The sequence below is a fragment of the Peribacillus sp. FSL R5-0717 genome, assembly GCF_038002945.1.
GTDB lineage: Bacteria > Bacillota > Bacilli > Bacillales > DSM-1321 > Peribacillus > Peribacillus frigoritolerans.
In genome coordinates, this window is record NZ_JBBOOF010000001.1 from 2,880,001 (window position 1) to 2,893,557 (window position 13,557).

The following is a 13,557-nucleotide window of genomic DNA, read 5'->3' on the forward strand; positions in this document are numbered from 1 at the left end:
GATAGAGGATGAAGGGAAAATTGCCGGTTATTGCGGTGCCTGGATCGTCATTGATGAATCGCACATCACCAATATTGCGATATTACCAGAATACCGAGGGCAAAAGCTTGGAGAAGCTTTGCTCAGGAAGATGATAGAAATCTCCATTTCAATGGGTGTGGTGAGGATGACACTTGAGGTCCGTGTCAGTAATGCCGTAGCCATTTCACTTTATGAAAAACTTGGTTTCCAAAAGGGCGGAATCCGAAAGAATTATTATACAGACAATCAAGAGGATGCTTATGTTATGTGGGTGAATTTTTCATGAAAAAAGATCAAATTATATTAGGAATTGAAACAAGCTGTGATGAAACTGCGGCAGCCGTCATAAAAAATGGAACGGAAATACTGAGTAATGTCGTGGCTTCACAAATAGAAAGTCATAAACGTTTTGGCGGTGTCGTCCCGGAAATAGCTTCCCGTCATCATGTAGAACAAATTACTATTGTTCTTGAAGAAGCACTGCTGCAAGCGGATGTGACATATGAAGACTTGGATGCCATTGCCGTTACAGAAGGTCCCGGCCTTGTAGGGGCACTATTAATAGGTGTGAATGCGGCGAAGGCTGTAGCTTTCGCACATGGAATACCAATTGTCGGTACGCATCATATCGCTGGTCATATCTATGCAAATCGGCTTATTCAGGAGATTGAATATCCTGCGCTTTCTTTAGTCGTTTCGGGAGGTCATACGGAATTGGTGCTTTTAGAAGAACCGGGTTCTTTCAAGGTGATCGGGGAGACGCGGGATGATGCAGCAGGAGAGGCGTATGATAAAGTGGCTCGAACCTTGGGGCTCCCTTATCCTGGCGGGCCTCATATCGACAGGCTTGCGCAAGAAGGCTCACCATCTTTGAAACTGCCTAGGGCATGGTTGGATGGCAGCTATGACTTTTCTTTCAGCGGGTTGAAATCAGCGGTAATCAACACTTTGCATAATGCAGAACAGCGCGGGGAAAAAATTGAACCTAAAGATTTAGCGGCAAGTTTCCAAGCAAGCGTGATAGAAGTGCTTGTAATGAAAGCTGTGAAGGCTGCAAAGGAATATAATGTGAAACAGGTATTACTTGCTGGGGGAGTTGCGGCAAATAAAGGCCTTAGGGAAGCATTAACGGAAGCTTTTAAGGATTTACCTATGGATATATCCATTCCGCCCCTCTATCTTTGTACCGACAATGCTGCCATGATTGGTGCTGCTGGCAGTGTCATGTTTGAAAAGGGAAAGCGATCCGGTTTGGATTTGAACGGAAATCCTGGATTGGATATAGAAGCATTTTAATGGACGAGAAGACAGGAATCCGTCACTTTGGCATCCTGTCTTTTTATCGTGTTAATAAAATAATAGAATATTCTGTGGATAAAGTTTTTTTGATAATCATCCTTCATGTGTATAAAGGGGTATTTTTGTGGATAAGCGGATATGTTTCTGTGGATAATGTGTATAACTCGAATTAATGGCTAATGATCGGTAAGTGGTTTGTTAACAAGTTTGTGGATAACTTTCAAGCGACACTTTGATTGGAAAAGAAAAAGACCGAGTCAATTGACTCGGTCTTTTTCATTCTTCCAGTTCAGCCCATTCTTCGAGAAGCAGATCCAAACTTTCTTGTGCATGATCAAGTTTTGTTTGGACTTCCATTACCTTTTCGTGGTCCTGAAAAACATTTGGATCACATAGGAGGTCATTATATTCGTTTATTTCGGTTTCAAGAAGCTCCATGGCTGCCTCGATTTCCTCAATGCGCCGTTTTCGCTGGCGTTCAGCTTTTTTTGCTTCTTTATCAATTTTGTAATTTGTTTTTTCTGCAACCGCATCTAAAGATTTAGCCTGATCCTGCTGTTCAAGTGCTTGGATTTCCGCTTGCTCCTGTTTCTTCTCTAGATAGTAATCATAATCACCGAGGAATTCTTCGTTGCCGTCTTTGGAGAGCTCTATCACTTTCGTTGCTATCCGATTTATAAAATAACGGTCATGTGAGACGAATAGAATAGTTCCCGGATAATCAATTAATGCATTTTCAAGCACCAATTTACTATCGAGGTCCAAATGGTTCGTTGGTTCATCAAGAATTAAAAAATTACCTTTTTGCATCATCATTTTGGCTAGAGCAAGCCGGGCCTTTTCGCCCCCGCTTAGTGTGGAAACGGTTTTCAAAACATCGTCCCCGCTAAATAGGAAATTACCGAGTACGGTGCGTATGTCCTTTTCCGGTTTAAGGGGATAGTCGTCCCATAATTCATTGAGTACGCGTTTATTGGAAACAAGGTTAGCCTGTTCTTGATCGTAGTAGCTGACTTCTACGTTCGTTCCAAAACGGAAATCCCCAGAAAGGGCAGGCAGCTTGGAAATGATCGTTTTCAATAAAGTTGATTTTCCAACTCCATTTGGGCCGACAAGAGCTATGCTCTCTCCTTTTGTCATCCGGGAATTTATATTCTTTGATACCGTTTCCCCTTCGTATCCGATAGCCAGGTCCTGGAGGTGGAGTACTTCATTTCCGCTTTGCCTTTCAATCTGGAAAGAAAAATTCGCGGATTTTTCATCACCTTGCGGCTTGTCCAGTACATCCATCTTTTCGAGCTGTTTACGTCTGCTTTGTGCTCTTTTCGTTGTGGAAGCCCTTGTGATATTACGTTGGACAAAATCGCGAAGCTTTTCGATTTCCCCTTGCTGTTTCTCGAACAGTTTCATGTCCCGCTCATAATCTTCCGCTTTTCCCTCTAGGTAAGAACTATAATTACCATGGTATTTTTTCATGTTATTCCGGGAAATCTCATATACCAGGTTTACTACTTTATCTAAAAAATAGCGGTCATGGGAAACAATGAGGACAGCTCCCTGGTAGCCTTGTAAATATTGTTCAAGCCAAGAGAGGGTTTCGATATCCAAATGGTTCGTCGGCTCGTCCAGAATCAATATATCCGGTTTCCTTAAAAGCAGCTTACCTAAGGCAAGCCTTGTTTTTTGCCCGCCGCTTAAAGTGGAAATTGGGGTAGAATAGTCAAAGTCGGCAAACTGAAGACCATGCAATACGGAACGGATATCCGCTTCATATTGATAACCTCCCTTCTCTTTGAATGCCACCATCAAAGTGTCGTATTCATTCAGCACTTTTTGGTAAACCGTTCCATTTTCAAAGATGTCAGGTCTGGCCATATCAGCCTCAAGGCGACGCAGTTCCTTTTCTTGCTCTATAAGGTCAGTGAATACAGTAAGCATTTCATCCCAAATGGTCAATGCGGATTCCAATCCAGTATCCTGGGCCATATAGCCGATGGTGACGCCTTTTGGTTTGATTATTTCACCGCCATCATGGGAAAGCTGCCCGGCAATGATTTTTAGCAGAGTGGATTTGCCGGCGCCATTTCGGCCGACAAGGGCAATTCGATCTTTATTTTGAACTTCGAGCTTCATATTTGATAAAATAAGTTCAGCTCCATAATATTTCGATAGTTGATTGATTTGTAATAAAATCATAGATTTCACCTCAATTGATTACTGTTAGTTTAACGTATTTTAGTTATTATCGGCAACAGCTTGGTTCCAAGCTGAAAGAAAAGCTATTACATAAAGTGGAATAATAGTGTATGATTTAGGAGGGGTTACTTAAATGGGAGACTTAACGCATTTTAATGAACAGGGCAGGGCCAAAATGGTCGATGTGAGTGCTAAGCCTGAAACAACCCGGACGGCAGTGGCTCAGTCGAGCATTTTATTGAATGATGAAATATATGAATTGGTCACGAACCATAAAATGAAAAAAGGTGATGTACTGGCTGTTGCACAAGTTGCAGGAATCATGGCCAGTAAAAATACATCCAATATAATTCCGATGTGCCATCCCATTGCTCTGCAAGGGGTCAATATAGCCTTTGATTGGGAAAAAGAAGAACAAGGATATAGGCTTAGGATTGAAACGGAAGCTAAGACAAAAGGGAGTACAGGTGTGGAAATGGAAGCGTTAACAGCTGCATCCGTGACTGCCTTGACTGTTTATGACATGTGTAAGGCCATTGATAAGGGAATGGTGATCGGGCCTACATTCTTAGTGGAGAAAACAGGCGGAGTGTCTAGTAGCGATTATAAAAGGCAAGTAAAACGAACAGATAGAGATTAAGTTGAAAAGCATGTGTGAAGGCGGGGAAGAACAATGAACCATGACCCAAAGATACCGCAGGCAACAGCCAAAAGGTTGCCATTGTATTATCGATTTTTAAAGAACTTACATTCCTCAGGCAAACAAAGAGTTTCCTCGGCTGAGCTAAGTGAAGCCGTAAAAGTGGATTCTGCTACCATTCGCCGTGATTTTTCCTACTTTGGCGCGCTTGGGAAAAAAGGCTACGGCTACAATGTCAATTATTTATTATCCTTCTTCAGAAAAACACTTGATCAAGATGAATTGACCAAAGTCGCTTTAATCGGAGTGGGAAATTTAGGAACCGCTTTTTTAAATTACAATTTCATGAAAAATAATAATACAAAAATTGAAATGGCTTTCGAAGTATCTGAAGAAAAGGTCGGCAAGCGAATAGCTGATGTGCCCATCTACCATATGGATCAAATCGATACACTATTGCAGGAAAATAATATTACGGCAGCGATATTGACAGTGCCTGCACAGGTAGCCCAGACGATAACCGATCGTCTAGTCAAAGCTGACATAAAAGGAATATTGAATTTTACACCTGCACGGCTGACCGTGCCGCCATCCATAAGGGTCCACCACATTGACCTGGCCGTGGAACTTCAGTCGCTCATCTACTTCCTGAAACATTATCCGGTAGTGGAAGAAGCGGCTTTGGAGGAATGAAAAAACGCTGCATTTATGCAGCGTTTTTTTATTTTTTCTTATTTTTTTGTGCGGCTTTAATCTTAAAGTGCAGCATGATCATGCGTAATCCCGATCCAAAATCAAGAGTCGCAATAAGGACAAGTATGTAGGCAAAGAGTCCCCATCCAGAAGAATTGACGGTTTGAATTGCGATAGCGGTAAAAAGAGCTCCTAAGCCTGCATAAATGATGCCCATGAATAATGGTGATTGACGTTTCATAATAAACCTCCGATGAAGGCCTGTGCAGTATCTAGCATCTTCTCAATATCCTCCCGATATACCACTTGAAGGATGATAACAAGCGTGTTCATCGCAATATGAGCGCTCATGGAAACGAGAATGCGGCCTGTTTTCGCATAAAGGAAAGCAAAAGTGAAGCCCATTGCCGTATATAAAAGAAGATGTTCAAATTCACCATGCGCCAAGCCGAAAATAACTGAGCTGATTAAAGCTGAAATAAAGAAGTTAAAGCGTTTATGAAGTGATCCGAAAATAATTTTACGGAAAATTAATTCTTCCAATATAGGTCCAATTACTGAAGTGACGAAAATGACCATGGGGACTTTGTAAATGAGTGAAATGAGTTGCTGCGTATTTTCAGATTCAGACTCCACCCCAAGCATTTGTTCAATGCTTCCGGCAATGCTTTGCGCAAAAAGAGCCATGAACACTCCTGCAATTGCCCATAATATGGACATGGATACGGAAGTTTGGTTTCTCGTGTCCAGCTTTTCCCTCATATCTTTTCTCATTAAAAAAAGAATCAAGAATAAAGCAGCGAGAAAACTGAAAACTATCCAGTATGCTGCAGATTTCACTTCGAGTTCATCAGCCGGCATTCCGGTATAAGACCCGATCAGCATGAAAATGGGTAACCCGACAATACTGGATAATTGCATGGCAATATAAGTGATGATGACGAACCAATATTCTTTTTTCAAAAATGAAAACTCCTTTTATAGTCACCCATCCGCTTGGAACGTTACTGACGTGGGGACAATCTATAAACGCATACTACAAAATGGTATCAAAAATTGGGGCAGAACACCACTTAAAGGTACCCCTAACATGACATTTCAATGACTAAGTTTAGGAAATCATTATGCTAAAGTAGTTTACCCGTAATTTATCAGAAATTAATAAAAAATTTTCAATAAGATACTTGCAAAAAAGGCTCGGTTTATTTAATATTATAAATGTGTTAGCACTCGATGATGATGAGTGCTAATAATCATGAAACAAATTATCAAGAGAATATGAGGAGGTTGTTTCACTTGTTAAAACCATTAGGTGATCGCGTTATTATTGAACTAGTTCAAACTGAAGAAAAAACTGCAAGCGGTATTGTTCTTCCTGATACTGCTAAAGAAAAGCCACAAGAAGGTAAGGTAGTAGCAGTTGGTACTGGCCGTGTCCTTGAAAATGGCGAACGTGTTGCTTTAGAGGTTGCCCAAGGCGATCTAATTATCTTCTCAAAATATGCAGGTACTGAAGTTAAATACGAAGACACTGAATACTTAATTTTACGTGAAAGCGACATTCTAGCTGTTATCGGCTAATTATACATCATACTTAACTGAACGAAAATTTTCTTAAATTTTAGGGAGGTACTTATAAATGGCTAAAGAAATTAAATTTAGTGAAGAAGCTCGCCGCTCCATGCTTCGCGGTGTGGACGCACTTGCAGATGCAGTTAAAGTAACGCTTGGACCAAAAGGTCGTAACGTGGTTCTTGAGAAAAAATTCGGTTCGCCGCTTATCACAAATGACGGTGTGACGATCGCTAAAGAAATCGAATTGGAAGATGCATTCGAAAACATGGGTGCGAAATTGGTTGCTGAAGTAGCAAGCAAAACAAACGACGTAGCTGGTGACGGTACAACTACTGCAACGGTTCTTGCGCAAGCGATGATCCGTGAAGGTCTTAAAAACGTAACAGCTGGTGCGAACCCAATGGGTATCCGTAAAGGAATCGAGAAAGCGGTCAATTCAGCAATTGCAGAATTGAAAGCCATTTCCAAACCTGTTGAAAACAAAGAATCAATCGCACAAGTTGCTGCCATCTCTTCAGCTGATGAAGAAGTGGGCCAACTGATTGCGGAAGCAATGGAGCGCGTTGGTAACGACGGCGTCATCACAATCGAAGAGTCTAAAGGTTTCACAACTGAGTTGGACGTAGTAGAAGGCATGCAATTCGATCGCGGATATGCATCTCCATACATGGTTACTGATTCAGATAAAATGGAAGCTGTCCTTGAGAATCCATATATCTTGATCACTGATAAAAAAATCACGAATATCCAAGAAATCCTTCCTGTACTTGAGCAAGTTGTACAACAAGGAAAACCGCTATTATTGATTGCTGAAGATGTAGAAGGCGAAGCGCTTGCAACTCTTGTTGTGAACAAACTTCGTGGAACATTCAATGCTGTTGCGGTTAAAGCTCCTGGATTCGGTGACCGTCGTAAAGCAATGCTTGAAGACATCGCAGCTCTTACAGGCGGCGAAGTAATCACTGAAGAAATCGGACTTGACCTTAAATCTGCAACAATCGATTCATTAGGCCGTGCGTCTAAAGTGGTTGTTACGAAAGAAAATACAACGATCGTTGAAGGATCTGGGGATACAGCTCAAATCCAAGCTCGTGTAAACCAAATCCGTGTTCAATTAGAAGAAACAACTTCTGAATTCGACCGTGAAAAATTACAAGAACGCCTTGCTAAATTAGCTGGTGGTGTAGCGGTAATCAAAGTCGGTGCAGCTACTGAAACAGAATTGAAAGAACGTAAACTTCGTATTGAAGATGCATTGAACTCCACTCGTGCCGCTGTTGAAGAAGGTATCGTAGCTGGTGGTGGTACAGCACTTCTTAACGTATACAATAAAATCGCTGAAATCCAAGCGGAAGGCGACGTAGCAACAGGCGTGAAAATCGTTCTTCGTGCCATCGAAGAGCCTGTTCGTCAAATCGCTCACAATGCTGGACTTGAAGGCTCTGTAATCGTAGAGCGCCTTAAAGGCGAAGCAGTAGGCACTGGCTTCAACGCAGCTACTGGACAATGGGTGAACATGATCGAATCAGGTATCGTCGATCCTACTAAAGTAACTCGTTCAGCTCTACAAAACGCTGGTTCTGTAGCAGCTATGTTCTTAACTACAGAAGCTGTCGTTGCTGACAAACCAGAACCAGCAGGCGCTGGCGGCATGGGCATGCCTGACATGGGCGGAATGGGCGGAATGGGCGGCATGATGTAATAAACATCATAAAGCCTTGAAATATAGAGGTTTTTAGGTAGAAGAAAGATAAATGCTCATACTTTTGCTCATAGAGTGAAAAAAATGTGCATTTAACAAACTAAAAGCTCATTTTATTAGAGAAGGTCTTTCATCAGTTTACTGAACTGGTGGGAGGCCTTTTCTTCCATATTGGCAGTCATATGAGCGTAAATATTCATTGTTGTGTTTATGTCTGTATGGCCTAAACGCTGCTGAATCTCTTTTACTCCCACACCCGCTTCAATCAAGAGAGATGTATGTGTATGTCTGAATGAATGAGGAGTAATGTTTTTATAGATATCTGCCTTTTTTAATATCCGTTTTAGTCTAGTTTCCACTACCTTTCTTAATTGAGGATATCCATCATTTCGTGCTAATATAAACTGGTTATCTACATAAATTGGCCCTTTCTGCAATTTTATTTCTTTTTGATTGGTCGCATGTCGCTTTAACATTTTTACGAGTCTTTCATCAATTCGAATGGTTCGGATTGAGCCTGAAGTTTTAGGTGGGAGTAACTCATACTTTTTAATATTGTTACTTGGATTGTATAAAGTCTTTGTAACACGCACTGAACCTCTTTCATCATCAAAATCAGTCCACTTAAGTGCAAGTAATTCTCCAATACGCAAACCAGTATAGGCAAGTGTGGTAAAAATCAAAGAGTCCATTTCTAAGCCATCTGAATCAGCAAAACGTAAGAATCGTGCAAGCTCTTCTTTTTCTAAAAATTTTATCTCCTCTTCTTGGCTTTCAATCTCTTCTACCTTAACTTGATATTTAGGCAAATGAGTATTTTCAGTCGGATTAAGTTTAATGAGTCCCAGTTCAACTGCATGATTAAAGATCATTCGGCCGCAAGCATGAATACCACTTAAATAATTCCGACTGTATTTTTCAGACAACTCAACTATTCGCTTTTGGTAAATTTGTTTACTGATCTTCTTAATTGGATATGGCCCCCATACGGATATAAAGTGTTTCATTTCCTTGCTACGTGCCCTTACACTACTTATTTTTGATTTTTGGGCGTATACCATTATCCAGTCTTGTGCAAAGGATTCAAATGTCAGTTTAGTTTCTTTTACAAATGCTCCGTTTTCGACTTCTGCCTCAACTTTTCGAGCGGCTGAAACTGCTTCTTTTTTCGTAGCAAACCCCGATTTGGTTTTTTGTTTTTGTTTTTGGGTAAGTGGATCTATCCCAAGAGAGACTGTATAAGCCCATTTTCCATTACTTCTTTTTCGTATATATGCCATGTTAAATTTCTCCTTTTTGTTTTTTTTCTTTTTTTAGTCGGTTGTTGAATGCCATTTCACAACTAGACCTTTTACGACCTGGAAGTACCGAACAAAACCGCTGACGCTGGTGAGTTACTTCAAAGAGTTGTCCGCAGTTTTCGCAAAGTCGCATTTCAGTGGAACTGTTTATAGATAAATTTAAATAAAAATATGCTGCTTCGAATAAATCTCTAAATATCGATATAGGTGTAGGTATGTCCTGTTGTCTTTTAATCTTATAGGAGAAGAGGGACTTTTTTTCAATTTCTTTGATTAACATCCGTTGTGCATGTACTTTTATATTTTCTCTTTTCTTGGGAGCGGTTGGAAGTTTAGAAAAGTCATTGGTATTTAAAGCTTTAAAGTAAGAAAAAATCCTTTGGTATTCATGAATCTTTGTGTAGAAGTCTTCAATAGACATCCAAATGATATTAATATCATTTTCAGGTATTTTTTTTTCAAGGAATGAAATGGTTACACCAGTTGGAAGCCCCCATGTCCTACAAAAATTTATTAAATCTTGAAAGCAATTAAAGTCCCATTTGGCAAATTCAGTGTAAAGAGTTCTTCCAAATGCGTTCAAATTATATTCATTTGTCACTTTTTTGTCAGGAAACAACTTACCTAAATAATCTTCTTTCTCAATAATCGTTACAGCCTTTTTTGCAACTAAATAAGCCGCCTTATACTTATAGTTTTTTAATTCACATTCAGTATCAATACGTTCAATTTGACCATTTGTGTTTTCCCCGTAAAGATGCCCATTAAAATTAATAGGAACATCTGTAGGCAAAGGAATTATTTTTTTGGGGGCAAAACCTTCATAAGGAATTGCATTCATATTATTTTCAGAAAAAGATAATTCCTCTTTTATTTCATAGTCTTGATAAACATAAAATGGGTTATCTACTTTCATTTCAGTTAAAAAATTTTTTTTCATTTGTCGTTTCCCTTCTCTGATAACCTCCGTAAGGGGGGATTTTTTTGCTTATTCGGAGTTATTTTGTACTTTTAAAATGCAGGACATTGAAAAAACTACATAAAATAGTTTGATTAATGACATTTTAAGTGTTGATATAAATTCCCTTTTATTGTACATTATCCTTAAAGCGATAACAACATGAAATACAACAAAAAATATTTATTTTATGTGTAAAGGGGATCACCATATGTTCAAACGTAATAAAGAAATTAGGGAAGCTAAAGGAATTATTCCATTTTGGGTAATCGCAGAGCGACTAGGGGTTCATGAAAATACTTTTCGAAATTGGATGAAAAGTGAAATGTCAGAAGGACGTAAGGAAATGGTCAACAGTGCTATAGCTGAAATCAAGGAAGAAATTGAAAAAAAAGGTGATTTATAATGGTTGAAAAAAATATAATTCAATTTTCATTGAATGAAGAAGGATTAAAAGAACTATATCTCACTGAAGTTCATAAGCATCTTGAAAAAATCGAAATGGATACTATTCTCATGGACAGCAAGCAATTGTGTCAGATGTTAAGTCTTTCATGGCCTACTATAGAAAAATTGTTTCTGAGTGACCACAGATTTCCCAAAATACGGGTTGGTAAAAAATGGGTGTTTAATAGGAGAGAAGTACAAGTATACATTAATCTTTGGACAGATGAAATACGACAACTGGGTGGTAAGGTCAATATATAAGGGAATGCATTAAAGATCTTTTGGAGAAGCAGGTGAGGCGATATGACTGGATGGGTAAAGGTCCATCGAAAGTTACTAGATAAGCCGATTTGGATTAATTCCACACCGGAACAAAAAATAATATTAATTACGCTGTTAATGATGGTAAATCATCAAGAAAGGGATTGGGAATGGCAAGGTAAGCCTTATAGAGTTGCTCCTGGACAAGTAATAACAAGTTTGGAATCTATCGCTAATAAATGTGGTAAAGGCATTTCACTACAAAATGTAAGAACGGCGATAAAACGTTTTGAAAAATTTGGATTTTTAACAAACAAATCAACAAATAGAAACAGGCTAATAACTATTGTTAATTGGAGTCTCTATCAAAACAATGAGAACGAATTAACAAACACTTTAACAAGGAGCCAACAGGCACCTAACAATCAGGTAACACCTAACAAGAATGATAAAAAAATGAAGAATGAAAAAGAAATCAAAAAGCTTAAGTCGGAAAACTACGACGAAGAGAGTGTTCCATATAAGTTGTCCCAGAGGCTATTGAATAAAATTAAGGTTAATTCACCTGGTTTTAAAGAGCCGAACCTTCAAAAATGGTCAGATGATTTTCGTTTAATAATGGAAAGAGATAAACGATCGAAAGAACAGATTGCATATCTAATAGATTGGTGTCAGGAGGATTCCTTTTGGAAGTCGACTATACTTTCTCCAGCTAAATTAAGAAAGCAATTTGATCAATTAGCAATCAAAGCTAAGTTGGTTCACAAGAGAAGTAGCCAGGACTTTTCAACAGAACGCCCTAGTCATTGGGGGAATCCAAAACCTTTAACATCAGAGGAGTATACCCGTATGAAAAAATCAGAAGCTGAATTGCTTTGATAGGAGGGTTGGAAGTGCAAGGTATCAATCGCTTTTTAAATATTGAAGATGTCTTAAAAGATGCAGCTAAAAAGATAAATTTAATATTAGCTGATCGTGATGACTTCGAAGTAAAAGGTCAATTCAACTTACCCTGTTCAGTTTGCGGAGATGAATCGGCCAGCCGTTTATTTTATCGTATATTTAATCAGCAGGACTGGTTTCCAGTCGAGAAAATGATGAATTGTCACGCTTGTAGGGAAAAAGAGGCTTTTAAGGTTTATCAAGAAAGAAGTTTACAGGAATTAAAAACATCAATAGGTGAAAGGCTTGCCAAAGAATACTTTCTTCCTCCCGAATCTTTATTGAATGCTGGCTTCAGTAACTACCAGGAAACAGATATCATTACTGCTGGAGCTAAGGAAAGAGTCATTTTATTCACGAAATCCTTTTTGGAATTTCCAGAGAAACCTTACAATCTTTTGATTATGGGAAATCCAGGGACAGGTAAAACACATTTGTGTGTAGCAATGGCCAGGAACATTAAACAAAAAGGTTTTACCGTTGGCTTTTTAACCACGGGGAAATTGCTCTCGATTATTAAAGAAACTTACCAAAAGGGAGCTTCTAAAACAGAAAAAGCGATTTTAAGTGATATTTCAAGGCTTGACCTACTTATTCTTGATGATGTTGGATCTGAAGCAATAGGAGGAAACGATGATTGGAGAAAAGGCATGATTTTTGAAATTGTAGAAAGTCGGTCTGGTAAACCAACGATCTACACAAGTAATTTAACGGATGTAGACTTACCCGTTGCCATGGGAAAAAGAGTTTATAGCCGTCTTCATTATAATACAAAATTTATTGATTTATTTACAGATGATTATAGAAAAAATTTTCAGATTAAATAGTGAATGAAAAATGAAGAGGGACGTGGAATAATGACTAAGATTGCCAAACTAGACCAAAAAGATAAGTTTATTGGATTAAGAGCCAAAGAAGTACCATATGAGCAGATTGCTTTGCAATTAGGGGTAAGTAAACCTACTCTTATTAAATGGGGAAAGGACATGGAAATCGAGATTAGCAATCGCAGGGCGTTAGAACTGGAAGCCTTACAAGATAAGTATTATGTCTCCAAAAAGAAGCGGGTGGAGTTTTTCGGGGAACAGTTAAACCGCTTGTATGCAGAATTGCAGGAACGTGATTTAGCGGAAATTCCAACAGAAAAATTACTTGATTTGACAATGAAAACAATGGCTAGTTTAAAACAGGAAGAAACATCAATTAGCTTAAAAGAAAAAAAGAGTATGGAAGATTCCTTGATGGATTCCTTTGATGAAACCGTGGTTGAATGGCGGGCATAAAAGGTGAACAGGAGTTATACGCTGGTTATAGAAAAATTCAAGTGTAGGGTCGCAGGGAGTAACCCGCATGGAAAGGGCAGACTTTGAGTAGCAACCCGTATAGCGGGTTGACCAAAAGTTTACCGTTATTTTACCAAGATACAGAGCTTTCCTTACAAGGAAGGCTTCAAAATGGAAAAGGAGCGGTTTCTACATGATAGGGGAAAAAATAAATGAATTACCCGTACTTTAAAGTTATG

The 13,557-nt window shown here is 39.0% G+C and carries 16 protein-coding genes (1 of these 16 only partly in view); 11 read left to right on the forward strand and 5 right to left on the reverse strand.

All coding sequences use genetic code 11. From position 1 onward, the window contains the following. Together rimI and tsaD are read left to right on the forward strand one after the other, a co-directional pair. On the forward strand, positions 1-307 hold the 3' portion of the coding sequence (rimI, locus tag NYE65_RS14170) for a ribosomal protein S18-alanine N-acetyltransferase (protein WP_053533463.1). Its footprint begins 146 nt before the window's first position; 307 of the gene's 453 nt are visible here — the last part of the coding sequence; the start codon falls outside the window, past its left edge; its stop codon occupies positions 305-307. Further along, positions 304-1,317 carry a tRNA (adenosine(37)-N6)-threonylcarbamoyltransferase complex transferase subunit TsaD gene (tsaD, locus tag NYE65_RS14175; RefSeq protein ID WP_328177416.1) on the forward strand — a complete coding sequence of 338 codons (1,014 nt, stop codon included), beginning with the start codon at positions 304-306 and terminating at the stop codon, positions 1,315-1,317. Before rimI ends, tsaD begins: the two co-directional genes overlap by 4 nt. A gap of 279 nt (positions 1,318-1,596) precedes the next feature. Here the strand turns inward: tsaD and NYE65_RS14180 are convergent, their stop codons facing one another. Further along, a complete protein-coding gene (locus NYE65_RS14180; protein ID WP_340861090.1) occupies positions 1,597-3,516 on the reverse strand; it encodes an ABC transporter ATP-binding protein in 1,920 nt (639 codons plus the stop codon). Between the two features lie 133 nt (positions 3,517-3,649). Between NYE65_RS14180 and moaC the strand changes: the two genes are divergently transcribed. Further along, positions 3,650-4,156, forward strand: coding sequence for a cyclic pyranopterin monophosphate synthase MoaC (moaC, locus tag NYE65_RS14185; RefSeq protein WP_034306347.1), 507 nt, complete (start codon positions 3,650-3,652; stop codon positions 4,154-4,156). Positions 4,157-4,189: 33 nt separating this feature from the next. Beyond that, the gene (locus NYE65_RS14190) at positions 4,190-4,849 is read left to right on the forward strand and encodes a redox-sensing transcriptional repressor Rex (RefSeq protein ID WP_034306345.1); all 660 of its coding nucleotides are present in this window, start codon (positions 4,190-4,192) and stop codon (positions 4,847-4,849) included. A 28-nt stretch (positions 4,850-4,877) separates the two neighbouring features. Here the strand turns inward: NYE65_RS14190 and NYE65_RS14195 are convergent, their stop codons facing one another. Together NYE65_RS14195 and NYE65_RS14200 are read right to left on the reverse strand one after the other, a co-directional pair. Then, positions 4,878-5,090, reverse strand: coding sequence for a YdiK family protein (locus NYE65_RS14195; RefSeq protein WP_034306342.1), 213 nt, complete (start codon positions 5,088-5,090; stop codon positions 4,878-4,880). Further along, on the reverse strand, positions 5,087-5,812 hold the full coding sequence (locus NYE65_RS14200) for a CPBP family intramembrane glutamic endopeptidase (RefSeq protein WP_340861091.1): 726 nt from the start codon (positions 5,810-5,812) through the stop codon (positions 5,087-5,089). Before NYE65_RS14200 ends, NYE65_RS14195 begins: the two co-directional genes overlap by 4 nt. Before the next feature lie 333 nt (positions 5,813-6,145). Between NYE65_RS14200 and groES the strand changes: the two genes are divergently transcribed. Together groES and groL are read left to right on the forward strand one after the other, a co-directional pair. Beyond that, positions 6,146-6,430, forward strand: coding sequence for a co-chaperone GroES (gene groES / locus NYE65_RS14205; protein WP_034306337.1), 285 nt, complete (start codon positions 6,146-6,148; stop codon positions 6,428-6,430). Between the two features lie 58 nt (positions 6,431-6,488). After that, complete coding sequence (gene groL, locus NYE65_RS14210) at positions 6,489-8,126, forward strand: chaperonin GroEL (RefSeq protein ID WP_053533467.1); 1,638 nt, start codon at positions 6,489-6,491, stop codon at positions 8,124-8,126. 116 nt (positions 8,127-8,242) lie between these two features. Here the strand turns inward: groL and NYE65_RS14215 are convergent, their stop codons facing one another. Continuing rightward, a complete protein-coding gene (locus NYE65_RS14215) occupies positions 8,243-9,406 on the reverse strand; it encodes a site-specific integrase (RefSeq protein ID WP_340861092.1) in 1,164 nt (387 codons plus the stop codon). A 1-nt stretch (position 9,407) separates the two neighbouring features. Next, positions 9,408-10,367, reverse strand: a complete 960-nt coding sequence (locus NYE65_RS14220; protein ID WP_340861093.1) for a hypothetical protein — start codon at positions 10,365-10,367, stop codon at positions 9,408-9,410. Between the two features lie 229 nt (positions 10,368-10,596). Here NYE65_RS14220 and NYE65_RS14225 point away from each other — a divergent pair, with 229 nt between their 5' ends. Genes NYE65_RS14225 through NYE65_RS14245 form a run of 5 tightly spaced genes read left to right on the forward strand, consistent with a single transcriptional unit; the run spans position 10,597 to position 13,318 of the window. Continuing rightward, positions 10,597-10,791: a hypothetical protein gene (locus NYE65_RS14225; protein WP_340861094.1), complete on the forward strand. Its 195-nt coding sequence runs from the start codon at positions 10,597-10,599 to the stop codon at positions 10,789-10,791. Beyond that, positions 10,791-11,093, forward strand: coding sequence for a helix-turn-helix domain-containing protein (locus NYE65_RS14230; RefSeq protein WP_340861095.1), 303 nt, complete (start codon positions 10,791-10,793; stop codon positions 11,091-11,093). The genes NYE65_RS14225 and NYE65_RS14230 overlap by 1 nt, the downstream gene beginning before the upstream one ends. 42 nt (positions 11,094-11,135) lie before the next feature. Then, complete coding sequence (locus NYE65_RS14235) at positions 11,136-11,972, forward strand: hypothetical protein (RefSeq protein ID WP_340861096.1); 837 nt, start codon at positions 11,136-11,138, stop codon at positions 11,970-11,972. 14 nt (positions 11,973-11,986) lie between these two features. Further along, the gene (locus NYE65_RS14240) at positions 11,987-12,862 is read left to right on the forward strand and encodes an ATP-binding protein (protein WP_340861097.1); all 876 of its coding nucleotides are present in this window, start codon (positions 11,987-11,989) and stop codon (positions 12,860-12,862) included. 3 nt (positions 12,863-12,865) lie between these two features. After that, the gene (locus NYE65_RS14245) at positions 12,866-13,318 is read left to right on the forward strand and encodes a hypothetical protein (protein WP_340861098.1); all 453 of its coding nucleotides are present in this window, start codon (positions 12,866-12,868) and stop codon (positions 13,316-13,318) included. Positions 13,319-13,557 lie beyond the last annotated feature (239 nt).